Origin of the sequence: Saccharomonospora xinjiangensis XJ-54, from assembly GCF_000258175.1 — a bacterium.
GTDB classification, from domain to species: Bacteria; Actinomycetota; Actinomycetes; order Mycobacteriales; family Pseudonocardiaceae; genus Saccharomonospora; species Saccharomonospora xinjiangensis.
Map to the genome: position 1 here is coordinate 2869619 of NZ_JH636049.1, position 22015 is coordinate 2891633.

Below are 22015 nucleotides of genomic sequence, written 5' to 3' on the forward strand. Positions count from 1 at the left end.
GCGTGCGCTAACGAACGCTGATCTCCACCCTCCGGTCGATCGCGGATGTGCCGTGCCGCGAGAGGGGACGGGTATCGCCGTAACCGACCGGTTTCACCTGGTCGGGTGGCACACCGAGGTCCACCAGCTCCTCGGCCACCGCCTCGGCCCGTGCGTACGACAGCTCCTCGGCGCTTTCCGGGTCCGCACCGGATACCCGCGCCGTATGGCCCCCTACCTCGAACCGCCAATCCGTGGGAGCACCGGACAGCGTTTCGGCGACCCGCGCCACGGCGTCCTCACCGCCGGACGTGAGGTCGGAGGAGTAGGGCCGGAAGGTGATCGGGTTATCGGCGAGCACCTCGTCGAGTGAACGTTGCAGCCGTGCCTTGGCCGAGGCCCCAGGATCGGCTGGAGCGGCGCCGCGCTGGGGCGTGGGCGGACCGCCGTGCCCGCCGGAGGTGACGACATCGACCGAACGCACACCGTCAACGTCCTCGACGACGGATTCGGCGAGCAGGGCCTCGTGCGGCGAGCGCGCTCGCACGGTGGCGTCCCTTCCTGAGAAGCTCACCGCCTCGGCAGGCAGCCCCGACCGGCTCAGTGCCTCGCGCGAGCGGGCGGTGAGGTCGGCTTCGATGCCGCCCCTTTCGACGACGGTGGCTACGAGTGCGAGCACACCGGTGACCAGCACCGCGAGGGCGGCGAACGCGGCGAGAAGACGCGGAGCCGGCATAGGGCGAGGGTAGCGGCAGCGCACCCTTCACCGCGCGGTTCGACGTCACCGCGGGGTGGAGCACCGACCGTCTCCGGCCGGGTCTCCGAGGGGTGTCCGAAGAAGGGCGTTCCCCTACGGGATCGCGGAGGGGAACGCCCCTTCGGTTCCTCGATTCCTCAGGCCGACTTCGAGTGCTCGGCGACGGACTGCTCCGCCAGCGCCGCGACGGTCTGCTTCGTGGTCATCGGCGCGGGAACCGTGATCGGCGCGAGCTGCGGGCGCTTCGGCAGTACCCCGTCGCCCATCGACTCGCCGCGCAGCTGCCTGCGAATCCACGGCAGCAGATGCGTCTTCGTCCACTCGAGGTCGGAACGCCGCAGCGTGAGCCAGTTGACGGGCGCGGTGCTCTCCGGCCACGGCTCGCGCCAGTCGCTCTCGGTAGGCACGCCGAGCACCTCGGCGGCGCGAAGGGCGATGCGGCGGTGGCCTTCGGGCGTGAAGTGCAGCCGGTCGTCGCTCCATGCCCGAAGGTCGTGCAGGACGTGCATGGCCCAGAGATCCACGACCTTCGCTCCGTGCCGGTCGGCGATGGCCCACAGGTGAGCGTTGTAGATGCCGACCTTGCTGCGCAGGATGCTCATCACCGAGAGCCCCTTGGTGTCGGGACCGGTGAAGATAAGCACCTCGATGCCTGCCTCACGCAGCTTCACGATGCCCTTCTCGAACTCGGCAGCCACCTCGTCAACGTCGGCGCCGGGCACGATGATGTCGTTGCCCCCCGCGCACACGGTGACGAGGTCGGGCTTGATGTCGAGCGCGATGGGCAGCTGCTCATCCATGATCTCCGCGAGCATCTTGCCCCGGATGGCGAAGTTCGCGTACCTGAAGTCGTCGCGTCCCCCGGCGAGGATCTCGGCCAGCCGGTCGGCCCAGCCACGGAACGAGCCGTCCGGAAGCGTGTCGTTGAGGCCCTCGGTGAAGCTGTCCCCGATCGCGACGTAACTGTCGAAGTGGGTCACCAACCGTCTCCTCCCAGTAAAAGCCCCGTGAAAATCCCGCAATCGACCCGACAGGATGCACCCCCGAGACCCACCTACGCTACCGTCGGTTGGTTCGCAAGCCCCAGTCTCGACAATTTTCCCCTCCTGGTCCTGCTGTTTTCGGTGTATGTGGTGAACGTCTCGGTATGGTGATGCCCCGGTCGAAGCCCGGAGGCGAGGTTTGCGGCACGCTGGAGAACGTGAGCGACGGGTCCGGAGGCGACGGCAGGCGCGAGTCGCTCGCCAGCCTGCTCGGCGGGCGCAAGGGTGCGCTGGACGCGAGTTTTCCACCGGTGGCGTTCGGGATCGGCTGGCTTGCCGGTGGTTCGTCCATCGGCTGGGGGGCCGCCGTCGCGATCGCGGTGAGCGTCGTGATCGGCGCGGTCCGCCTCGCCCGAGGCGGCAGGGCGGGGGCTGTGCTGGTGAGCCTCGCCGCCGTGGTCGTCGCCGCGCTGATCGCCCTGTACACGGGCCGGGCGGTGGACTTCTTCCTCCCGCAACTGCTGGCCAACGTCGCGAGCGCGCTCGTATGGGCCATCAGCATCGTGGTGCGCTGGCCGATGCTCGGCGTTGTGGTCGGTTTCGTGCTGGGCCAGAAGACGCGGTGGCGTTCTGACCCCGCGCTCGTGCGCGCCTACGCCCGCGCCAGTTGGCTGTGGGTGGGCCAGTACTCGGTGCGCGTTGCCGTGTTCGGCGCGCTCTGGGCCGCAGGCGATGTGGTGGCGCTCAGCGTCGCGCGGGTGGTGTTGTCGTGGCCGCTGGTGCTGGCCACCCTCGTGGCCAGCGGGTGGGTGCTATACCGCTGCTTGCCCGACGACCATCCGGGACTACGGCACCCCGCGTCGTCGCTCGAAGCCGTCGAGCGGAGCTGACGGCACCTGTCGGCACCCCTCGGCACACCATGTCGGCAACCGTGAGTGTCGGCGTCTGTGCCGGCAACCGGCTGAGCACGGCTCACAGGCGCTTCGGCACCTCACCGGGTCAGGAAGCGGCCCCCGGCGAGGGGGAGGTCCGGGGGCCTTGTTCCACCGTACCCGTTTCCGGGCGAGGCAGGCCGGGCCCGAAGGCGTCCAGCGCCGCGAGCCAGGCAGCCCCGAGCACGCCGTTGTCGCTGCTGAGCACGGGGGCGTCGGTCGCGGTTGTCAGCGCGGCACGCACGGCGTCGCCCACCGGGCTGCTCCGGCCCACCACGCTGCCGACGAGCACAACCGGAGTGGTCTCACCCTCGTCGCGCGCCGCGAGGACGGTCTCGGTGAGCAGCTCCGCCGCACGCTCCACGATCGACTGCGCGGCGGCGTCGCCCTCGGCGTGTGCGGCGCTCACCAGCGGCGCGAAGCGGGCGAGGTCGATGGGTGACCCCGCGTTGGCCGCGGTGATCAGCCGGAAGGCCGCGTCGGGTGCGTGCGCCTCGATACCCGCCTTGTGGAGCACGGCATCGGCGAGCCGCGACGGCGGGTGGTTGCCGCCGAGCACGTCGAGCGCCGTCCGCACGGCCTGCCTGCCGAGCCAGAAGCCCGATCCCTCGTCGCCGAGCAGCCAGCCGTAGCCGCCGACGGTGGCGACGAGGTCCCGTTGCCTGATGCGGCCTGCCACCGAACCCGTGCCCGCGACGAGCACCGTGCCGTCCGGTTCGGGCGTCGCCGACACGAAGGCCGCCACCGCGTCGGACACGAGTCGTGGCCGTCCGGCACGGACGAGACCGAGGCCGTTCCACGCGCGCTCGAACACGGCGGCGATCGTGGGGTCCGTGAGTTTGCTGCGCCCTGCCATGCCGATCACCCACGCGCACACGTCGGCGGGGTCCGCTCCGGTCTCGCCGAGGGCGCGGGCCACCGCCTCCGCCATCGCCAGCGCCGCCGACTCGGGGGGATGTGAGTTCGGGTTCCCTCCACCTGCCGAGCCGCTGCCCCTGACGTGCCCGCTGTCGTCGATCACCATGGCGCGCGTGGACGTACCACCCGCGTCAACCCCGACGGCGAGCCTCATCGCGTCCTCGTCACCTTGCGAAGCCCGCGCGGGGAGTCCGGGTCGTAGCCACGGGCGAGCGCGAGCCCCAGCGCGAGGCGCTGGAGTGGCAGCACCTCCAGGATCGGTGCGACCTCCTCGGCGGTTTCGGCGATGGGGACGGTCAGCGCGGCCGAGGGCACGGAACGCGCCGCCGAGCCGACGCACAGCACGTCCGCGCCGCGCTGCGACACCGTGTCGAGCACGTCGAGCAACGCGGCGCCGCCCTTGCCCGCACTCGTGACGCCGAGTACGGCGGTCTCGGTGTCAACGGCGGCGACAGGGCCGTGCAGGAGGTCCGCACCGCTGTAGGCGCGGGTGGAGAGGTAGCTCGTCTCCGCGAGTTTCAGCGAACCCTCCAGCGCGGTGGCGAACGAGTAGCCGCGGGCGGTGGTGAGGATACGGTCGGCGAACCGGTACCGCTCGACAGCCCTCGCGACGTCGTCCTCGGTGTCGGCGAGGGTGCGCTCTGCCAGCTCGCCGATGTCGGCGACGTGTTCGCCCTTTCCGCCCCGGATCGCGTCAACCAGCAGGTAGAGGGCGAGCAGTGTGGCCGAGTAGGTCTTGGTGGCCGCGACGGCGTTCTCCGTGCCAGCGCGGACGTCAACCGACAACTCGGCGGCCTCGGTCAGCGGTGACGACGGGGTGTTGGTGACGGCGACGGTCAGCGCCCCGCGCGCCCTCGCGGTCTGCGTGACCTCGAGCAGATCGTAGGAGCCGCCGCTCTGACTCACCGAGATCAGCAGGACGTCGGAGAGGTCCTGCTCCGCGTGGTACAGCGTGGTGGTGGAGGGCGAGACCAGCCCCGCGGGCAGGCCGAGCAGGACCTCGACGAGGTACTTCGCGTAGATGGCGGCGTGGTCGCTCGACCCTCTCGCGGCCAGGAGGGCGAACCGAGGGGGGCGTTCGGCGATCCGGGAGGCGACCGAGGCGATGTCGGAACGTGCCTGGACCAACCCGGCGAGCACGGCGGGTTGCTGCGCCACCTCGGCGGCCATGTGCCTGCCAGATGCGGTGTCGTTCAACGTCGTCACCCTGCTTTCACCCGAGCCGGTCACCCAGGTCGCGGCCTGACCGGTCTAGACCAATACTGACCACGTTCAACGTACTATCCGCAGGGTACGTTCCAGGGTGAGGGGGTAGGTGTCTTAGTGAGGGAGTCGGCAATGGTGGAGACGCTTTCCGGCACGCGAACACAGCGGGAGCCGAAGTACTGGGCGCTCAAACAACACCTGCTCGACCTGCTGGAATCCCTGCCTGCCGGATCGGCCATCCCGACGGAGCGGGCACTGGCGACGGAGTTCACCGTCTCCAGGACCACGGTCAGGCAGGCGCTCGCCGATCTGACGGCCGAGGGCCGGTTGCACCGGGTGCAGGGCAAGGGCACGTTCGCCGCGGAACCCAAGCTGGCCCAACGGCTGGAGTTGTCCTCCTACACCGAGGACATCCGCGCGCAGGGCAGGGAACCGTCGTCGCAGGTGCTCGACATCGACGAGGTCCCCGCCGAGGGTGAGCTGCCGAGACTGCTCGGTGTCCGCACCGGCGCCAAGGTGCTGAGGTTGCACAGACTGCGGCTCGCCGACGGCGAACCGATGGCGCTGGAGACCACGCACCTGCCGTCGGCGCGGTTCCGTGGCCTCCGCAAGCACGTCGCGTCGGGCGGCTCGTTGTACGAGGCGTTGCGCGACCGCTACGGCGTGGAACTCGACCGGGCGGAGGAGACCATCGAGACGTCGCTCGCAGGCCCGCAGGAGGCGGAGTTGCTCGGCGCCGACGTCGGCATGCCGGTGCTGCTGCTGGCACGGCAGACGTTCGCCTCGGACGGCAAGCCGGTGGAGTACGTGCGCTCGATCTACCGGGGCGACCGCTACAAGTTCGTCACGACGCTGACCCGTCCGTGACCGTTCCTTCGCGCTGGGTCAGTGGCCTCGGTCCACAATGGATGGTCTTGTCTCGCAGGGAAAGCCTGATGTGACGTAATCGTGCTCACGTCGGGCAACGCCGGGAGCAACTCGGGCGATGGTCACGTTAGAGGGGTTGTCCGGGGAGTGCGAGCGGATCGAGAGGCATGATCGACGACAGGACGAAGGCAGACGACACCGATTCGCGCGAGCCTGGCAAGCCGGGATTGTCACCGGCGCAGGTTGCCGCGGCCGCGCTCGCGGCCGTGACGGCGGCGTTTCTGTGTTCCACCCTCGGGGTTTACGGCACCGTGGTCGGGGCTGGACTGCTCAGTGTCGTGACGACGGTCGGCAGCGAACTGTTCATGAGGTCCCTGGAGCGGACCCGCGCGGCCGCACAGCTTGTGGCGGGGCGGCGCAGGCGCAGGGAGCGGCAGGCCGATCTCGACAAGACCCTGTACCTACCCGCGCCGAGCCGGGAGCAGCTGGACGAGTACGCGGCCATGCACCAGGCCAGGGAGCGGACCAGGGTGCTGGCCTCCTCTGGCGAGGCCGAGAACGCCCGTGAACGCCGCCAGTGGTGGCGCCGCAGGGGACCGGTACTCGCGGCGACGAGTGCGCTGGCGTTCGTCATCGGGATGCTCGTCGTCACCGGCTACGAAGGTGTCACCGGCAAAGCGTTGTCAGGGGACGGTTCGACCACGGTGAGCAGCATCGTTCGCGGCGGAGCAGCCGACGGCGAGCACCGGTCGCCGCAGAACGGCCTGTGGCAGCCGGACGACGGCGGCACCACCTCGACGTCGGTACCGCCCGACGAACGGGAGAGCCAGGGCGAGCAGGGCGGTGAGAACGGCGGGAACGACGAGGACGGCCAGGACGGCAGCGGCACCGGGACCGTTCCGCCAGGGGAGACCGAGCCGGTGGAGCCGACCCAGCCGACGGAGCAGCCGGACGAGAGCACTCCGGTTGACGAGGGACCCGGTGGGTCCGTCGAGCCGTCGCGGGAGCCGTCCAGCGATCCCGCGGGAGGTGAGCAGCCGGGCTCCCAGGAGTGAGGCGGCTGGCGAGAGGACGGCGAGAGGACGGCGAGAGGACGGCGAGAGGACGGCGAGAGGACGGCGAGAGGACTCAGCCCGCGCGGGTGAGACCGTGCCGTAGCTCCCGCGCCGCCTCGGCGGGATCGCCGGCCTCCGTGATGGCGCGGACCACGACGGCTCTTTCGGCTCCCGCCGCCAGCACGTCGTCGAGGCGGGCCAGGTCGATGCCGCCGATGGCGAACCACGGTCGCGTGGTCTCGATGCCGGAGGACACGGCGCGGACGAGGTCGAGTCCCGGCGCGGCCCTTCCCGGCTTGGTGGGGGTCGGCCAGCACGGGCCGACGCAGAAGTAGTCAACGCCTTCCTCTGTGGCAGCCGCGGCGGCCTGCTCCCACGAGTGGGTCGAGCGGCCGATCACCACGTCGTCACCGACGATCCGCCTCGCGACGGCGACCGGAAGGTCGTCCTGGCCGAGGTGCAGGACGTCGGCATCCACGGCCACCGCGACATCGGCGCGGTCGTTGACCGCGAGCAGGGCGCCGTGCCTGGCGCATGCCTCGGCGAGTATCTCAAGCGCCGCGATCTCCTGCGCCGCTTCGAGCGGCTTTCCGCCGGTCTTGTCCCTCAACTGCACGATGTCCACGCCGCCGGCGAGTGCCGCGTCGGCGAACTCGGCGAGGTCGCCCTGACGCGCGCGGGCGTCGGTGCAGAGGTAGAGCCGCGCGTCGTCGAGACGCTTCCTGATGCGATCACCGTCGAGGCCGGGCATGCCGCCACCGTAGTACGGCCGCACGGCACGCGCGGGGTAGGCTGGCAGTCGTCCGCACGGGAGCCCGCGAAGGGCTGAGAGGGAGCAAGCGCTCCGACCGTGGAACCTGATCCGGGTCATGCCGGCGCAGGGAGCGTGATCTTCGATGAGTACAGACGTCGCGGTCGTCGGTGCCGGTGTCATCGGCCTCGCCGTGGCGTGGCGGGCGGTCTCCGCAGGTCACCGCGTCACCGTGTTCGATCCCCTTCCCGCGCGCGGTGGTGCGTCCTGGGTGGCAGGCGGGATGCTCGCGCCCGTCGCCGAGGCGTGGCCGGGCGAGGAGGCCGCGCTCGCGCTCGGTGAGGAGTCGTTACGCCGCTGGCCCGCGTTCGCGCGTGAGTTGCGGGCGCAGGGCTTCGACTGCGGGCTTTCGGCGCAGGGCACGATCGTCGCCGCGTTCGACCGCGCCGATGCCGACCAGCTCGGCGTCCTCGCCGGGTATCTCGACGGCATCGGCAGGAGCGCCACCCTCGTCACGGGTAGGGAACTCCGCCGCACGGAACCCGGCCTCGGCTCTGTGCGGTCGGGGCTGCTCGTGCCGGGCGACGTCTTCGTCGATAACCGCCGCCTTCTGGAGTCGCTGCTGCTCGCCGCGCGAGCGCGTGGTGCGGAGTTCGTTGCCGAGGCCGTGGTGGAACTCGCAGCCGACCGCGTCGCGACGGCGTCGTCCGGAGCGCGGCGGTTCGACGCCGTGGTGCTCTGCGCGGGCGCTCACAGCGGCACGCTTCATCCCGAACTCGCCTCGGCGGTGCGGCCGGTGAAGGGGGAGATCCTGAGGCTGCGTTCGCGCAGGGGCACACTCCCCCCGCCACGGCACACGATCAGGGCCGTGGTCGAGTCCCGCCCCGTGTACCTGGTGCCGAGGGACGACGGGTCGCTGGTGCTCGGCGCGACGCAGTACGAGGCGGGCTTCGACACCGGTGTGCGAGCGCGGGGTGTGCGGGAACTGCTCGAAGGGGCTGAGCGGGTTTTCCCGAGCATCACCGAGTACGAGCTGATCGAGACCACGGCAGGGCTTCGGGCAGGCAGCGACGACAACGTGCCCTACCTCGGCCTGCTGAGCGACGGTGTGTACGCGGCGACGGGGCATCACCGCAACGGCCTCCTGCTGGCGCCGATCACCTCGGACGCGGTGCTGGCGTGGCTGTCGGGCACCCCGGCGCCGCCCGGCACGGAAAAGGCACGACCGGACAGGAACGCGAGTGAGGAGCGCGCTGATGCGGGTGTTTGTCAACGGTGAGAGCAGACAGCTTCCCGACGGCAGCACGGTCGCCGACGTGCTGGCCATCGCCGTCGGGGACGCCAAGGGAGTCGCCGTCGCGGTGGACGGCGAGGTGATCCGCCGAGGGGCATGGGGCGAGGTCGAGGTCGTCGAAGGGGCGGCGGTGGAGATCCTCACCGCCGTGCAGGGAGGGTGACATGAGCGCGGGTACCGAACCTGAGGTGGGCCAGGACGCTCTCGCCGAGGGCCGTACGAGCCACGACCACACCAACGACGCAGGCGACCACCTTGTCATCGACGACCACAAGCTGACCTCACGCTTGATCATCGGAACGGGTGGGGCGAGCAACCTGAGCGTGCTCGAACGTGCGCTCGTCGCGTCGGGGACGGAACTGACGACGGTCGCGTTGCGGCGGGCCGACGCCGAGGGTGGCTCCGGGGTGCTCGACCTGTTGCGGCGCCTCGGAATCGAACTGCTGCCCAACACGGCGGGCTGCCGTAACGCCGCCGAGGCCGTGCTCACCGCACAGTTGGCGCGTGAGGCATTCGGCACCGACCTCGTGAAGCTGGAGGTCCACGCCGACGACCGCACCCTGTTGCCCGATCCGATCGAGACACTGGAGGCCGCCGAACGCCTTGTGGCCGACGGATTCTCCGTGCTGGCCTACACCAACGACGATCCCGTGCTGGCTCTGCGCCTCGAAGAGGCCGGGTGTGCCGCTGTGATGCCGTTGGGTTCGCCCATCGGCACCGGCCTCGGTATCCGCAACCCGCACAACATCGAGTTGATCGTGGCGAGGGCGGGCGTTCCGATCATCCTCGACGCCGGTGTCGGCACCGCGTCCGACGCGGCGCTCGCGATGGAACTGGGCTGCGACGGCGTGTTGCTCTCGACAGCCGTCACGAGGGCGCAGGACCCGGAGCGCATGGCGCGCGCCATGCGCGCGGCCGTGATCGCGGGCAGGCTGGCGCGGCAGGCAGGCCGGATTCCGAAGCGGTTCTGGGCACACGCTTCGAGTCCGCCACGCTGAAGGGTCGCTCTCCTGAGCCGGTTTTTCCGACCGTAAGGTGTGCGCAAAGCCCGCCGAGGTGCGAACCGAAGGAGCCCGATGTGACCGAGTCGCCCGAGTCGTCGTCCGACGTACCCGGAAGGCTGTTTCTGATCATCGGACGGCTCTCCCGGTCGCTGCGGCAGGCGAGCGCGCCGGGGCCGGGGCACGGCGCGATCTCGGCCATGGCCACGCTCGGGTCGTGCGGGCGGATGCGCCTCGGGGATCTCGCGGCACGGGAGGGCGTCGCCGCGGCCACGATGTCGCGGATCGTGGCCGCGCTCGTCGAGAGCGGGTACGTGCACCGCGAGCCCGATCCGATCGACCGCAGGGCATGGCTCGTGGCGCTCACGGCCGAAGGTGAACGCCTGCTGTCCGATGTGCGCTCCACCCGCATTCACGAGTTGAGCGCCCGCATCGACCGGCTCTCCCCTGAACACCGCCAGGCACTGGAGGCGGCCGTTCCCGCACTGGAAGCGCTGCTGGGCGAGGAGGAGCGGCCGAGGGTGTGACTGACGGCCGGGTTTCAGGCGCCCGGTTCGTCCGCGACCCTCCAGAACGCCGAGACCGGGCCGATCTTCGCCCCCATCGGGTAGGAGTGCCGGACGGCGTTGGCCACGTACCACTTCCCGAACCTGGCGGCCTCCTGCATGCTCATCCCGCGAGCGAGACCCGCGGTCAGTGCCGAAGCCATCGCGTCGCCCGCGCCGTGGGTGTGCGGTGTCGAGTGGCGAGGCCCCGGCAGTTCCGTGAACACGGTGCCGTCGAAGAGCAGGTCAACACACTCCGGGTCGTCGGTGAGGTGACCGGACTTCACGAGCACGAACCGGGGGCCGAGAGCGTGCAGAGCCACAGCGGCGTCGGGCATCTGCTCCCTGCGCGTCACCTCGATGCCGGTGAGCAGGCGCACCTCGTCGAGGTTCGGGGTCACCACGGTCGCCATCGGCAGCAGCCGCTCACGCAGTGCCGAAAGCCCCGCGTCGTCGAACAGCGGATGCCCGTGCATGGACGCGGCGACGGGATCGACGACGAAGGGAGTCGCCCCGTTGCCACCGATACCCGCGCGTTCGCACGCTTCCGCGACGGCCTCGATGATCTCGGCGGAGGCGAGCATCCCGGTCTTGGCCGCATCGACGCCCATGTCTTCCGCGACGGCCTCGATCTGGCCCGCGACGATCCGCGCCGGGATGTCGGAGCGGTCGTGAACGCCGAGGGTGTTCTGCACCGTCACGGCCGTCACAGCGACGAGCCCGTGCACGCCGCAGGTGAGGAACGTGCGCAGATCGGCTTCGAGCCCCGCGGCCCCTCCGGAATCGGAACCGGCGATGGTCAGGGCGGACGGCGGTCGCTTGTCGCTCATCCCTCCAGTGTCACCGACGGCTCCGGCGGAGTGTGAGCAGGTCGGCCGTTCGCGGACGCTATCCCCGACACAGTTCGTGGAGGCCTGCGTCGCCGTCGAGGCACGGCGGATATCCCATCTCGGCGAGTGCGGCTCTCGCCGTGCCGGAGCGCAGGTACTCGACGAAGCTCGCCAGCGTGGAGCCCTCCTCGTGCTCGCCGCGGGTGTAGAGGTACTCGATGGTCCAGAACGGGTAGCCGTGCCGCGCCGTGTCGATGGAAGGGAAGTGCTCACCCAGCTGCACGATCGTCAGCGCGTCGCCTTCCGTCCGTGCCGCGACGGCCGAGGGCAGGTCCACGTAGCCGATCGCGCCCCGCGTCGTCGAGACCTCCGCGAGCACGTCGGTTTCGGAGCCGCGTTCACAGCGGATCACGTTCGCTGTCGGGGAGCGGTCGGCCCGCTCGCACGAGTCGGAGGTCAACTCGCCTTCGGTGCCACGGAGCACGGTGGACTCGAACGTCAACCGGGAACCGGATTCCTGGCCTCGCCCGATGATGCGGATGGGCAACGACGGGCCACGCCGCAGTTGGTTCCAGTCGGTGTACTTCCCGGAGTAGATGCCTCGTAACTCGTCCGGAGTCAGGGAGTCGATGCCGGCGCCGTCACCCACCACCACCGCGTACACGATCACGGCAAGCGGCTGCGCGACAAGGCCGTCGTCGGCGATGCGCGGTTCCCCGTCGGACAGGGCGGCGAGCCCTCCCGTTTCGCCGGAATCGGCACCGGCCAGCCTGCGAACCCCGCCGATGCTGCCCGTCTTCTCCGGTGTGATCACGTCACCGCATACCTGTTCGTACGGCTCGACGAGTTCGGCGAGCACCGGCATGAAAGCGCTCGATCCCACAACGGTCAGCGATCCCGTGCCACAGGCGACTCCTTCGGAGACCCGCTGGGGCCGGGAGAAAGCCACGAGCATCGTGGTGAGCAGCACGCCGGTGAGCAGCAGGCCCATCGCCATGGCGGCGCGCGGCCAGGTGAGTCTGCGCTGCTGACGCTCGTCGAGCACTCGCCCTCCGGAGAGGTGGCCGCCTGAGCAGGAGATGTCCTTCGTCACCTCGCTGTCCAGTGCGTCGTCCGGTTCCCGCAGCACCACGACGAGTTTGAACGCCTCCCGCCGCTGCAATGCCAGGTTGCGAAGCCGGACACCGTGCCACTGCGGGGCCTGTGTCACCGCTCTCTCCGGTTCCGGCTTGCCCGCGACCAGCGACTTCAGCAACACGCCGAGCCGTTCACCCAGCGATCTGCGAACCCCCGCGAGGTCCTTTGTGGATGGACGAGGTTCGTCTCGGGTGAAGAACTCCAAACCCTGCTTGAGCCGTTTGCGATGCGACTCGACGGACGGCTCGGAAATGCGGGCGTTCCACACCACTCTGCGCCCGAAGGAGAACTCGAGCGGATCGGCGAAGTCGTCGTCGGCGATGTCCTCGACCCCGGTGTTGCGGATGCGGATCACCACGATGCTCATCCGGTCGAGCAGTTCGATCACCGGCGACAGCTGGGAGTCCACGTGCGTCACCTGGTCGTCGTCGTCACGGAGGTTGACGGGGCTCAGGCCGATCTTGGAGTTGTACTGGACGCGGTAGTGCAGCCTCTTGCGCCGGACGACGTAGCGATCGACGAAAGGCGAGGCGATCGCCGTCACCGCTGCGACGGCGAGAATCCAGGTGGTTTCGTCGGAAAGGAGGAGTTCCACGACCCAGCTCAACAACTGCCCCAACATCATCACGCGCGCTTTCGTGTCCCCTGTGCCGGAAGAGGTGAGCGTAGGCCGAGGGTTCGGGCCATTCGGGTGATCCAGCCGTTCGTTCATCGCACGTTCACCGCGACGCCGCAGGCAGCTGGGCCGAGGGGAAGCGTGCCATGCCAGCCTCGCCTGCATGACGATCTCCCCACTGCTTCGTCGCGGCGGCTCGCTCGCTGCCGCGGCGGTCCTCGCAGGGTGTCTCCTCCCCGCAGCCCCGGCCACGGCTTCGGAAGACGGCACCACCGTCGCCGAGGGCGTCGAGTACCGCTCGCTGACGCTGGACACCGCACACGGCAGGGTCCTGGGTCACCTGGTGACCGTGGACCTGCGGCAGGCGCGGCTGGACCTGCTGCACCCCGGCAGGGTCGCCGCCCGCGACGAGGTGCCCGACATGGCCGACGCGGCGGGTGCGCTCGCGGGGGTCAACGGCGACTTCTTCAACATCTCGTCCACGCACCCCGGCATCCCCGCGACGGGCGCCGCCGTCGGACCGGCCGTCGCGGCAGGCGAAGACCTCAAGACGGCGGCCCCCGACGCGCAGCGCTTCGGTCCCGCGCTGCCGCCGACGACGTCCACCCGTGACGTGCTCGGCGTTGGGGTCAACGGCAAGGCCAGGCTGGCCGAGCTCGACATCGCAGGCAGGGTGATCAGCGGCGAGGACGTCTTCGACATCGAGGGCTACAACACCTACGCGCTCGCCGAGAACGGCATCGCGGTGTTCACCAGCGAATGGGGCAGCGCCAACAGGGTCAGGGCCACCTGCGGTAGTGACACCAGCCGCAAGGCACCGTGCAGCGACGAGACCGAGGAGGTCGTCGTGCGCGACGGGATCGTGGTCGGGGAGCACGACCGGCCGGGCGAGGGACTGATCGCGGACGACACCGTCGTGCTCGTGGGCCGGGAGGACGGCGCCGACGAGCTGGAGCGGCTCGACCCAGGCGATCGGGTGCGCGTGAAGTACCGGCTGGTGCCTGCCGAAGGGCCGCCGCTGTCCTTCGCGGTCGGTGGTTTCCCCATCGCGCGTGAGGGCGCGGACCTGCCGGGGCTCGACACCAAAGCGCTCGCGCCGAGGACCGCGGCGGGGGTGAGCGCCGACGGCCGCACCGTGTGGCTTGTCGTCGTTGACGGTCGTTCGGACGACAGCGTCGGCATGACCGTGGCCGAACTCGCCGAGCTGATGCGGTCGTTCGGGGCAACTGACGTGATCAACCTCGACGGCGGCGGGTCATCGACGATGGTGCTCAGAGAGCACGGTGCGGGCAGCGTCACCGTCGTCAACGATCCCTCCGACGGAAGGCCCCGCGCCGTGGCCAACGGCGTGGGAGTGTTCCCACGCCGCTGACACACGCGCGCTCGCGGGGTTTCAGGAATCCCGCGATGCGGGTGAAGGGATGTCCGGCCCGAGTCGCCAGAACGGCGAGACCGGGCCGGCGCCCGCGCCGAGCGGGTAGGACTCCGCAACGCAGCGCTCGATGAACTTCTTGCCTGCCGACACCGCGTCGGGAACCCCGAGCCCCTTCGCGAGATGCGCGGTGATGGCGGAGGCCAGCGTGTCGCCGCCGCCGTGGGTGTGCGGGGTGTCGTAGCGAGGACCTTCGAACTCCAGCACGTGAGTGCCGTCCGACAGCAGGTCAACGCAGCGTGGGCTGTCTGTGGCGTGCCCGCCCTTGACGAGCACCCACTGCGGGCCGAGCGCGAGCAGAGCCTCGGCCGCGTCGCGCTGGCCTGCGACGTCGTTGACGTCGAGCCCCGTCAGCAGCCGGACCTCATCGAGGTTGGGCGTCACCAGCGTGGCTCTCGGCAGGAGTTCCGTGCGGAGCGCCTCCAGCGCGTCGTCACGCAGTAGTGAATCGCCGTGCATGGACGCGGCCACGGGATCGACGACGAAGGGTGTCTGCCGCTCCCTCCCGAAACCAAGCGCGTCCACAGTGGACGCGACAGTGGAGATGATCTCGGCGCTGGCGAGCATTCCCGTCTTCGCCGCGTTCACCCCCATGTCGCTGGCCACGGCCTCGATCTGCGCGGCGACGATGCCGGGCGGGATCTCGGTGAACCCGCTCACGCCGATCGAGTTCTGCACGGTGACCGCCGTGACCGCGGTCATCCCGTGCACTCCGCAGGCGAAGAACGTCCGCAGGTCCGCCTGAAGGCCCGCACCTCCGCCGGAGTCGGAACCCGCGATGGTGAGCGCGGTCTTCGGCGTCTCGGTCATCGGTCAACCACGGGCAGGTAGACCTGCCCGCCGTGGTCGGTGAACTCCCTTGACTTCTCCCTCATGCCTGCCTCGATCGCCTCGGTGCTGGTCAGGCCGTGTTCCTCGGCGTAGGCGCGGATGTCCTGCGTGATGCGCATCGAGCAGAACTTCGGCCCGCACATCGAGCAGAAGTGCGCAGTCTTGGCAGGCTCGGCCGGAAGCGTCTCGTCGTGGAACGCGCGCGCGGTGTCGGGGTCCAGCGAGAGGTTGAACTGATCGTTCCAGCGGAACTCGAAGCGAGCCTTCGAAAGAGCGTCGTCCCACTCCTGGGCGTACGGATGCCCCTTGGCGAGGTCGGCGGCGTGCGCGGCGATCTTGTACGAGATGACACCGGTCTTGACGTCGTCGCGGTCGGGGAGGCCGAGATGTTCCTTCGGCGTGACGTAACAGAGCATCGCCGTGCCGTACCAGCCGATCTGTGCGGCGCCGATGGCCGACGTGATGTGGTCGTAGGCGGGGGCGATGTCGGTGGCCAGCGGTCCAAGCGTGTAGAACGGCGCCTCGCCGCAGAGCTTCTCCTCCAGCTCCACGTTCTCCTTGATCTTGTGCATGGGCACGTGCCCAGGGCCCTCGATCATCACCTGCACGTCACGTTCGCGGGCGATGTGGGTCAGCTCGCCGAGGGTTTCGAGCTCGGCGAACTGGGCGCGGTCGTTGGCGTCGGCGATCGAGCCGGGACGCAGCCCGTCGCCGAGCGAGAAGGTCACGTCGTAGTCCCGCAGGATGTCGCACAGTTCCTCGAAGTGCGTGTAGAGGAACGACTCCTTGTGATGGGCGAGGCACCAGGCCGCCATGATCGAGCCGCCGCGCGAGACGATGCCCGTCACGCGGTTCGCGGTGAGCGGGACGTATCGCAGCAACACTCCCGCGTGGACGGTCATGTAATCGACGCCCTGCTCGCACTGCTCGATCACGGTGTCGCGGTAGACCTCCCACGACAGCTTCTCCGGCTCGCCGCCGACCTTCTCCAGCGCCTGGTAGATCGGCACGGTGCCGACCGGGACGGGCGAGTTCCGCAGTATCCACTCCCGGGTCTCGTGGATCCGCTTGCCCGTCGAGAGGTCCATGATGGTGTCGGCGCCCCAGCGGGTCGCCCACACCATCTTGTCCACCTCCTCCTCGACCGACGACCACACGGCGGAGTTGCCCATGTTGGCGTTGACCTTGACGAGGAAGTTCTTGCCGATGATCATCGGCTCCGACTCGGGGTGCCTGCGGTTGGCGGGGATCACCGCCCTGCCCCTGGCCACCTCAGCCCTCACGAACTCGGGATCGACGCGCTCGCGGGCCGCGACGAACTCCATCTCGGGCGTGACGACCCCGGCTTTCGCCCAGCCGAGTTGTGTGTTGTGCTCGCGGCCTTCCGCCCAGGACTCCCTGAGCCGTGGAAGTCCCTTGTGGACGTCCACAGTGTTCTTTGCTTCGGCCTCTGTGTAGGGGCCGGAGGTGTCGTAGACGTCGAAGTGCTCACCGTTGGAGAGATCGATTCGCCGTACCGGAACCCGAAGGCCCGACTCCGTTACGGAGTAGACCTTGCGCGATCCGGTGATGGGGCCGGTGGTGACGCTGGGACGAACCGTGGCGCGTTCGGCTGCCGTCAAGAAAACTCACTCCCTACGCCGGCATTACCCGGTCAGGTTCATGCGGTCGGCGGCACCGGGTCCTTCCGAACGGACACCAGCCGCCCTCTCAGCCCGCCAAGGCGCGAGCTCCCGCGACTTCTGTAGTTGTCCTCCCGACCATGCCATGCCGCCGAGCGCAACTCAACCCGCCGCAACGGTGGGAGTGGCCACGACTGGACACGGCTGCCTTCTCCCTGCCGAGCCGCACGTCGCAGGTCATCCGGTCCTCGGCGCGTCCGCTTCGCCTGAGCGCGGCTCGTCGTGCACCAGATCGGCGAGCGCATCGACGGTTCCGGTGTCGATCCAGCCGGGGAGGTGCCGCAGCGCGATGCTCACAGCGTCGCCGGTGTCGGCGGACGAAGGGTAGGGCCGTTGCTCCAGCCAATTCGACAGCTCGACGGCCCAGGCGTCGGCGTCGTCGCAAGGCCGAGCACGTCCTCGGGTCGCATAGGCCAAGCCGATCAGGCGCTCGGCGAGGTGTCCGGCATCGGAGGCATCGAGCACCGACTGCCACAACCTGAACATCAGCCCGCCTTTGTCGAACCAGCGGCCGATCGCGAGCAGCCGCAGCACGTCCCTGCGCCGATCCCCGTCTCTGGTGCTATCGAGGAGCGCGAACCACTCCTCGACGCCGGTCCTGCTCAGTGCGCGTCCGCACGCTGTCAGCCACGCCTCGGGCCACCTGCCGAAGCAGGTCTCGACAGGTCCGTCGGCGACCGCGTCCGCGATCCGCAGGAGCAGGTCGAGTACGAGCCCCCGCTTCGGCGTCCTTGAGTCTTGAGCGAGTCTCACCAGGAAAGGCACGGCGGCGGGGGTCGCATCACGCACAGCGACGCAGGTGTGGAGTGAATGGTCGGGCGCGAGCCGCCTACGTAACTCGCCGACGGTGCCCGAGCTGCCGGTCCACAACTGGCGCAGCAACGAGGGAACCCGGTCAACGGCACCCTCGCAGTCCCACCGGAGGCTCCAGTCCACGGCGTCGAGGCCGGCCAGCGGGGAAGGCTCATCGCGCGCGGTCACGCCGTCTTCTCAGCCGCAGCCGGTGCCGTCCGCTCGAAGCCTCCGAGACGAAGGCACGGCTCTTGCGCCGAGCGCCGGGGAAGCAATCTCGGACCCGATCCCGTTCAGTCCTCCGCGCCAGGCAGCCAACTGTTGCCCGGCACGCCCCACCTGTTGGACTTGAGCATCTTCTTCGCCGCGCGGGCGTGCCTGCCGACCAGCCTGTCGAGATAGATGTAGCCGTCGAGGTGATCGGTCTCGTGTTGCAGGCACCGCGCGAAGTATCCGGTGCCCTCCACTTCGATGGGATTGCCCTCGACGTCGAACCCGGTGACCTTCGCCCATGAGGCCCGGCCCGTGGGGTAGGACTCGCCCGGCACGGAGAGGCACCCCTCCCAGTCGTTGTCGGGATCGGGCATCGTCTCCGGGATCTCGGAAGTGGACAGGGCCGGGTTGACCACGACGCCCTTGAAGCGGTTTCCCTCGTCGTCAGGGCAGTCGTAGACGAAAACGCGGAGGTCCACGCCGATCTGGTTGGCCGCGAGGCCGACCCCTTCGGCCGCGTACATGGTCTCGAACATGTCATCGACGAGCGTGGCCAGCTCGGCGTCGAACGTCGAGATTTCGCGGGTGGGCTGGTGCAGCACCGGGTCGCCTGCGATGCGAATGGCGTGGATGGTCACGCCTCGCCATCCTAGCGGTGCCCGACACCCAGACGCGCCGGGCGTGCTACCCACGCGGACGCCTTCTTTCGTGATCTAATGGCAAACCGGAAGAGACCAGGTGATTCACCCGAACCTGCGAGGAGTCAGATGGACGCCGCGGAGTCGATGGCCCCGGATGGCCGCCCGTCCCCGCAGAGCGGACAGGCAGAACACGGGTCCGGGTTGACCCAGCGTGAGCTGGACGTCCTCGCGTTCGAGCGCCAGTGGTGGAGATACGCGGGCGCCAAGGAACAGGCGATCCGCGATCAGTTCGGCGTGTCGCCCACGCGCTATTACCAGATCCTGAACAAGCTCATCGATAAGCAGGAAGCCGTGCGCGCGGACCCGATGCTGGTGAAGCGGCTTCGAAAGGTGCGCGCTTCCCGGCAGCGCACCCGCGCGGCACGGCGGTTGGGGATTGAACTGCCATGAGCATCTTCGACGGGGTGTCAAGGCCCATGCGGGCCGCGGGGCTGGGACTGCTCGCGGTCGCCGTCGTCGCGGCCGCGGTCGGGGGCGTCACGCTCGTTTCGGGCGGGGACGAACCCGACAATGCCGCCGCCACCTCGCCCGCTGATCCCACACCCGGCAACGGGCAGGAGAGTCGCAAGCCCGCGCCGTCCTCGGAGAAGCAGGGCGACGGCGAGAAGGGCGGCGAGAAGGACGGCGGCACCGACGGTGCTGACCCGACCGGTGCGCCCGGGGATTCCGGCGACGGCGCCGATCCGGGCGACTCCGGCGACTCCGGCGGTGCCGAGGACCGGCCGATCTCCGAGGTTTCCGTGCCGGTGCGGGTGTACAACAACAGCACGGTCAAGGGCCTCGCCGCCGAGGCGACGGAGGATCTCGAGGCGCTGGGGTGGGACGTCGTCGAGACCGGCAACTACTCGGCCGGTGTGATCCCCGCCAGCACCATCTACTACCGGCCTGGCACCGACGAGGAGGCCACCGCACGCGCGCTCGCCGAGACGTTCGGCATGCGCGTCGAGCCGAGATTCGACGGTATCGCCGACGCAAGTCCCGGCCTCATCATGATCGTCACGAGCGACTACGCGGGGCCTGACACCGCCAAGTGAATCCCGCGTGCCTCGCGGCTGACCACGCCGCAGGGCCGTCGGGTCCTCTGCGCTGCCGCGCGGTCAGCGGGATTCCGCGTACGCTTCGAGTTCCGCGAGCTGCGCCGGGTCCAGTGACGGGCGCACAGCTTCGCGGGCCTTGGCGAGATGCCGGGCGGTGACCTCGGCGGCCTCAAGCGACTCCCGCATCGCGGTCAGCGCGGCCTCCCTGATCAGCGCCGCGCAGTCGGCCGCCGAGTACCGTTCGAGCTGGGCGGCGAGCGCGTCGAGATCCACGTCGTCGGCCAGCGGTGTGTTCCGGGCGCTCGCCCGAAGAATCTGAGCCCGTGCCTCGGCGTCCGGCGGCGGCACGTAGATCAGCCGTTCCAGCCTGCCAGGGCGAAGCAACGCGGGATCGACCAGCTCGGGGCGGTTGGTGGCGCCGACGACAACGACGTCCCTCAACGGTTCGACACCGTCGAGTTCGGTGAGCAGTGCGGCGACGACGCGGTCGGACGCGCCGGAATCGCTCGACTGCCCACGCCGGGGCACCAGCGCGTCAACCTCGTCCAGGAAGATCAGCGACGGCGCGGCCTCAGCGGCCTTGCGGAACAGCTCGCGAACGGCGCGTTCGGACTCGCCGACCCACTTGTCCATCAACTCGGCGCCCTTCACCGAGAACACATTCAGCGCCCCGGTGCCGGCGAGCGCGCGCACAAGGAACGTCTTGCCGTTGCCGGGAGGGCCGTAGATCAGCACGCCGCGAGGCGGAGCGACGCCCAACCTCGCGAACGAGTCCGGGTAACGCAGCGGCCACAGCACCGCCTCGGTCAGCGACTGCTTGACGTCCGCCATGTCACCGACGTCGTCGAGTGTGAGGCCACCTGTGGCCAATGTATCGGTGGTGGACATCGAGATCGGGCGTACGGATTCCACCGCGTCGAGCAGATCCTGCTGGCGCACACGCGGTTCGCCGCCTTCGCCGGTGTGGCGCAGGGCCGCGCGCAGAGCGGCGTCGCGTCGCAGCGCCACCAGATCGGCGGCAACGAAACCCGGCGTGCGCTCGGCCACCGCCCCCAGGTCGATGCCGCTGTCGAGCGGTGTCTGCCGCAGCAGCACTCCCAGCAACTCCGCCCGTGTCCGCGCGTCGGGCATGCCGAGGCGCAACTCCCTGTCCAGCAGGTCCACCGCGCGCAGCCGGGGATCGACCGCTTCGGGGTGCGCCGTCGTGGCCACCACGGCGAGGCCCGCGCGAGTGAGGGCCTCGCGAAGCCGGTCGAGCACGACCGTCGCGACGGGAGGCGGCGATGACGCGGGCAGCAGGGTGTCGATGTCGGTGAGCAGCAGGACACTCGGCTCCGCGCGTGACGTGGCCGCGACGGCCTCAGCCAGCCGCGCGACAGCCGCGTCGGGCTCCAGCACCGCCAGCGTGGGTACCTCCACCGTCACGACGTCGATCTCCGAGGCGCGGGCCACGGAACGCACCAGTGTCGTCTTCCCGACGCCCTCGGGACCGGACAGCAAAATTCCGAGGTGTGGTGAGGTACCGAGCTTGCTGAGAAGATCGGGCCGGTGGAACGCGAGGTCGAGCCACTCGGACAGTGTGCGGGCGGCGGTCTCGGCGCCCGCGAGGTCCGCGAGGGGCGGCGCGGCGTCCTCCTGGTTACCGGTTTGGCCACCGGGCTGGGTGCCGACGTCCAGCGGTTCCACATCGATCGGCGTCGTGTCCGGCTGCGTGGGAGCGGATGTGTGGCGCGGCGGTGTGTCACCTCGCCACGAGACGACGGTCGCCTGACCGACGGCGACAGGGCCTTGCGGGTCGGTGGCGGTGATCGTGAGGAGTTCCGTCGTCCATGAGGCACCGATCGAGCGGGACAGCACGCCACGCGCGGCGGCGACGTCCGACCCCGGCGGAGGAGCGAGGTCCTGCGGCAGCAGCGACACGGCGTCGCCCACCGTGAACACCTTGCCCAGCAGCGCCAACCGCAACGTGTGCGGTGTCAGCGACATCGTGGCCAGCCGCGAACCGGCCACCGTGACGCTGCGAGCCGCGCTCACCTCGCACGGCTCGACGATCACCTCGGAGCCCTCCGTGATCCCGAGATTGGCCATCGTGACGTCGTCGGCGAGCACGACGCCGGGCGCCGAACCAGGAGGCGAGGCTGCGGCGAGCGCCGCGCTGACCCTGGCCCCGGTGAGCCTCACGGCGTCCCACGCCCTCAGCCCGAGCGCGTCGAGCACTTCCGGATGGAGCCGGATGACACCCCTTCGGGAGTCGAGCGCTGAAGTGGTGTGGCGGACGGTCAGCGGAAGCCGTGGTGACGACACATCACCACTCTAGACGCGCCAAGCCCGCCAACCCCCCAGCCGTGTCCGCACCTGGTGTGCGAGTGTTGGCACTTGGTGTGCGGGTGTCGGTACCTCGTACGTTTCCCGCGCTCGTCAGTCGTACGTCGGTCGGGGATGCGCCGTGCGAGGCG

Annotated in this window: 22 protein-coding genes and 1 riboswitch; of the genes, 10 read left to right on the top strand and 12 right to left on the bottom strand. The window is 69.9% G+C overall.

Features of this window, described 5'->3' with window-relative positions; all coding sequences use genetic code 11:
- Positions 1–7 precede the first annotated feature (7 nt).
- Positions 8–715, bottom strand: coding sequence for an OmpA family protein (locus SACXIDRAFT_RS12840; protein WP_006238993.1), 708 nt, complete (start codon positions 713–715; stop codon positions 8–10).
- 158 nt (positions 716–873) lie between these two features.
- Positions 874–1716: an SGNH/GDSL hydrolase family protein gene (locus tag SACXIDRAFT_RS12845; protein ID WP_006238994.1), complete on the bottom strand. Its 843-nt coding sequence runs from the start codon at positions 1714–1716 to the stop codon at positions 874–876.
- A gap of 221 nt (positions 1717–1937) precedes the next feature.
- Between SACXIDRAFT_RS12845 and SACXIDRAFT_RS12850 the strand changes: the two genes are divergently transcribed.
- Positions 1938–2609, top strand: coding sequence for a DUF3159 domain-containing protein (locus SACXIDRAFT_RS12850; RefSeq protein WP_040922630.1), 672 nt, complete (start codon positions 1938–1940; stop codon positions 2607–2609).
- Positions 2610–2718: 109 nt separating this feature from the next.
- On the opposite strand, the gene SACXIDRAFT_RS12855 is transcribed toward SACXIDRAFT_RS12850, so the two are convergent.
- Together SACXIDRAFT_RS12855 and SACXIDRAFT_RS12860 are read right to left on the bottom strand one after the other, a co-directional pair.
- Positions 2719–3723 (bottom strand): N-acetylglucosamine kinase, encoded by a 1005-nt coding sequence (locus SACXIDRAFT_RS12855; protein ID WP_006238996.1) that lies wholly within the window; start codon positions 3721–3723, stop codon positions 2719–2721.
- Positions 3720–4739, bottom strand: a complete 1020-nt coding sequence (locus tag SACXIDRAFT_RS12860) for an SIS domain-containing protein (RefSeq protein WP_198284377.1) — start codon at positions 4737–4739, stop codon at positions 3720–3722. Before SACXIDRAFT_RS12860 ends, SACXIDRAFT_RS12855 begins: the two co-directional genes overlap by 4 nt.
- Positions 4740–4907: 168 nt before the next feature.
- On the opposite strand from SACXIDRAFT_RS12860, the gene SACXIDRAFT_RS12865 reads away from it, so the two are divergent.
- Positions 4908–5642, top strand: coding sequence for a GntR family transcriptional regulator (locus SACXIDRAFT_RS12865; protein ID WP_006238998.1), 735 nt, complete (start codon positions 4908–4910; stop codon positions 5640–5642).
- Between the two features lie 167 nt (positions 5643–5809).
- On the top strand, positions 5810–6697 hold the full coding sequence (locus SACXIDRAFT_RS12870; protein ID WP_006238999.1) for a hypothetical protein: 888 nt from the start codon (positions 5810–5812) through the stop codon (positions 6695–6697).
- Between the two features lie 73 nt (positions 6698–6770).
- Here the strand turns inward: SACXIDRAFT_RS12870 and thiE are convergent, their stop codons facing one another.
- Complete coding sequence (gene thiE, locus SACXIDRAFT_RS12875; protein ID WP_006239000.1) at positions 6771–7448, bottom strand: thiamine phosphate synthase; 678 nt, start codon at positions 7446–7448, stop codon at positions 6771–6773.
- Between the two features lie 46 nt (positions 7449–7494).
- A riboswitch (TPP riboswitch) is annotated at positions 7495–7598 on the top strand.
- Between thiE and thiO the strand changes: the two genes are divergently transcribed.
- The 4 genes from thiO (at position 7594) to SACXIDRAFT_RS12895 (ending at position 10270) form a co-directional block, all read left to right on the top strand.
- A complete protein-coding gene (gene thiO, locus SACXIDRAFT_RS12880) occupies positions 7594–8727 on the top strand; it encodes a glycine oxidase ThiO (RefSeq protein WP_006239001.1) in 1134 nt (377 codons plus the stop codon). (Overlaps the previous riboswitch by 5 nt.)
- The gene (thiS, locus tag SACXIDRAFT_RS12885) at positions 8705–8905 is read left to right on the top strand and encodes a sulfur carrier protein ThiS (protein WP_006239002.1); all 201 of its coding nucleotides are present in this window, start codon (positions 8705–8707) and stop codon (positions 8903–8905) included. Before thiO ends, thiS begins: the two co-directional genes overlap by 23 nt.
- A 1-nt stretch (position 8906) precedes the next feature.
- Entirely contained in the window at positions 8907–9740 is an 834-nt protein-coding gene (locus SACXIDRAFT_RS12890) for a thiazole synthase (protein WP_006239003.1), read from the top strand.
- Positions 9741–9820: 80 nt separating this feature from the next.
- Entirely contained in the window at positions 9821–10270 is a 450-nt protein-coding gene (locus SACXIDRAFT_RS12895) for a MarR family winged helix-turn-helix transcriptional regulator (protein WP_006239004.1), read from the top strand.
- Positions 10271–10284: 14 nt separating this feature from the next.
- On the opposite strand, the gene thiD (SACXIDRAFT_RS12900) is transcribed toward SACXIDRAFT_RS12895, so the two are convergent.
- Both thiD (SACXIDRAFT_RS12900) and SACXIDRAFT_RS12905 read right to left on the bottom strand, forming a co-directional pair.
- Positions 10285–11118: a bifunctional hydroxymethylpyrimidine kinase/phosphomethylpyrimidine kinase gene (thiD, locus tag SACXIDRAFT_RS12900; RefSeq protein ID WP_006239005.1), complete on the bottom strand. Its 834-nt coding sequence runs from the start codon at positions 11116–11118 to the stop codon at positions 10285–10287.
- A 58-nt stretch (positions 11119–11176) separates the two neighbouring features.
- Positions 11177–12880: a PstS family phosphate ABC transporter substrate-binding protein gene (locus SACXIDRAFT_RS12905; RefSeq protein ID WP_006239006.1), complete on the bottom strand. Its 1704-nt coding sequence runs from the start codon at positions 12878–12880 to the stop codon at positions 11177–11179.
- A gap of 154 nt (positions 12881–13034) precedes the next feature.
- Between SACXIDRAFT_RS12905 and SACXIDRAFT_RS12910 the strand changes: the two genes are divergently transcribed.
- Positions 13035–14243, top strand: coding sequence for a phosphodiester glycosidase family protein (locus tag SACXIDRAFT_RS12910; protein WP_006239007.1), 1209 nt, complete (start codon positions 13035–13037; stop codon positions 14241–14243).
- Between the two features lie 21 nt (positions 14244–14264).
- Here the strand turns inward: SACXIDRAFT_RS12910 and thiD (SACXIDRAFT_RS12915) are convergent, their stop codons facing one another.
- The 4 genes from thiD (SACXIDRAFT_RS12915) to SACXIDRAFT_RS12930 all read right to left on the bottom strand — a co-directional run bounded on the left by thiD (SACXIDRAFT_RS12915) (position 14265) and on the right by SACXIDRAFT_RS12930 (position 18459).
- The gene (thiD, locus tag SACXIDRAFT_RS12915) at positions 14265–15113 is read right to left on the bottom strand and encodes a bifunctional hydroxymethylpyrimidine kinase/phosphomethylpyrimidine kinase (RefSeq protein WP_006239008.1); all 849 of its coding nucleotides are present in this window, start codon (positions 15111–15113) and stop codon (positions 14265–14267) included.
- Positions 15110–16756: a phosphomethylpyrimidine synthase ThiC gene (gene thiC, locus SACXIDRAFT_RS12920; protein WP_006239009.1), complete on the bottom strand. Its 1647-nt coding sequence runs from the start codon at positions 16754–16756 to the stop codon at positions 15110–15112. The genes thiD (SACXIDRAFT_RS12915) and thiC overlap by 4 nt, the downstream gene beginning before the upstream one ends.
- Before the next feature lie 237 nt (positions 16757–16993).
- On the bottom strand, positions 16994–17797 hold the full coding sequence (locus SACXIDRAFT_RS21790; protein WP_006239010.1) for a hypothetical protein: 804 nt from the start codon (positions 17795–17797) through the stop codon (positions 16994–16996).
- A gap of 104 nt (positions 17798–17901) precedes the next feature.
- Entirely contained in the window at positions 17902–18459 is a 558-nt protein-coding gene (locus SACXIDRAFT_RS12930; protein ID WP_006239011.1) for a peptide deformylase, read from the bottom strand.
- 129 nt (positions 18460–18588) lie between these two features.
- Here SACXIDRAFT_RS12930 and SACXIDRAFT_RS12935 point away from each other — a divergent pair, with 129 nt between their 5' ends.
- Positions 18589–18912: a DUF3263 domain-containing protein gene (locus SACXIDRAFT_RS12935; protein WP_006239012.1), complete on the top strand. Its 324-nt coding sequence runs from the start codon at positions 18589–18591 to the stop codon at positions 18910–18912.
- Positions 18909–19556: a LytR C-terminal domain-containing protein gene (locus tag SACXIDRAFT_RS12940; RefSeq protein ID WP_006239013.1), complete on the top strand. Its 648-nt coding sequence runs from the start codon at positions 18909–18911 to the stop codon at positions 19554–19556. The genes SACXIDRAFT_RS12935 and SACXIDRAFT_RS12940 overlap by 4 nt, the downstream gene beginning before the upstream one ends.
- A 63-nt stretch (positions 19557–19619) precedes the next feature.
- Here the strand turns inward: SACXIDRAFT_RS12940 and SACXIDRAFT_RS12945 are convergent, their stop codons facing one another.
- Positions 19620–21863, bottom strand: a complete 2244-nt coding sequence (locus SACXIDRAFT_RS12945; protein WP_006239014.1) for an AAA family ATPase — start codon at positions 21861–21863, stop codon at positions 19620–19622.
- Between the last annotated feature and the right edge of the window lie 152 nt (positions 21864–22015).

What these genes read in the sequence shown, in the direction of transcription:
- SACXIDRAFT_RS12935 (WP_006239012.1), top strand. Translation starts at nt 18,589, where the DNA reads ATGGACGCCGCGGAGTCGATGGCCCCGGATGGCCGCCCGTCCCCGCAG.
- thiD (WP_006239005.1), bottom strand. Translation starts at nt 11,118, where the DNA reads ATGAGCGACAAGCGACCGCCGTCCGCCCTGACCATCGCCGGTTCCGAT.
- SACXIDRAFT_RS12940 (WP_006239013.1), top strand. Translation starts at nt 18,909, where the DNA reads ATGAGCATCTTCGACGGGGTGTCAAGGCCCATGCGGGCCGCGGGGCTG.
- SACXIDRAFT_RS12855 (WP_006238996.1), bottom strand. Translation starts at nt 3,723, where the DNA reads ATGAGGCTCGCCGTCGGGGTTGACGCGGGTGGTACGTCCACGCGCGCC.
- thiO (WP_006239001.1), top strand. Translation starts at nt 7,594, where the DNA reads ATGAGTACAGACGTCGCGGTCGTCGGTGCCGGTGTCATCGGCCTCGCC.
- SACXIDRAFT_RS12890 (WP_006239003.1), top strand. Translation starts at nt 8,907, where the DNA reads ATGAGCGCGGGTACCGAACCTGAGGTGGGCCAGGACGCTCTCGCCGAG.
- thiS (WP_006239002.1), top strand. Translation starts at nt 8,705, where the DNA reads ATGCGGGTGTTTGTCAACGGTGAGAGCAGACAGCTTCCCGACGGCAGC.
- thiD (WP_006239008.1), bottom strand. Translation starts at nt 15,113, where the DNA reads ATGACCGAGACGCCGAAGACCGCGCTCACCATCGCGGGTTCCGACTCC.
- SACXIDRAFT_RS12860 (WP_198284377.1), bottom strand. Translation starts at nt 4,739, where the DNA reads ATGGCCGCCGAGGTGGCGCAGCAACCCGCCGTGCTCGCCGGGTTGGTC.
- SACXIDRAFT_RS12905 (WP_006239006.1), bottom strand. Translation starts at nt 12,880, where the DNA reads ATGATGTTGGGGCAGTTGTTGAGCTGGGTCGTGGAACTCCTCCTTTCC.
- thiE (WP_006239000.1), bottom strand. Translation starts at nt 7,448, where the DNA reads ATGCCCGGCCTCGACGGTGATCGCATCAGGAAGCGTCTCGACGACGCG.
- SACXIDRAFT_RS12910 (WP_006239007.1), top strand. Translation starts at nt 13,035, where the DNA reads ATGACGATCTCCCCACTGCTTCGTCGCGGCGGCTCGCTCGCTGCCGCG.
- SACXIDRAFT_RS12865 (WP_006238998.1), top strand. Translation starts at nt 4,908, where the DNA reads ATGGTGGAGACGCTTTCCGGCACGCGAACACAGCGGGAGCCGAAGTAC.
- SACXIDRAFT_RS12870 (WP_006238999.1), top strand. Translation starts at nt 5,810, where the DNA reads ATGATCGACGACAGGACGAAGGCAGACGACACCGATTCGCGCGAGCCT.
- SACXIDRAFT_RS12840 (WP_006238993.1), bottom strand. Translation starts at nt 715, where the DNA reads ATGCCGGCTCCGCGTCTTCTCGCCGCGTTCGCCGCCCTCGCGGTGCTG.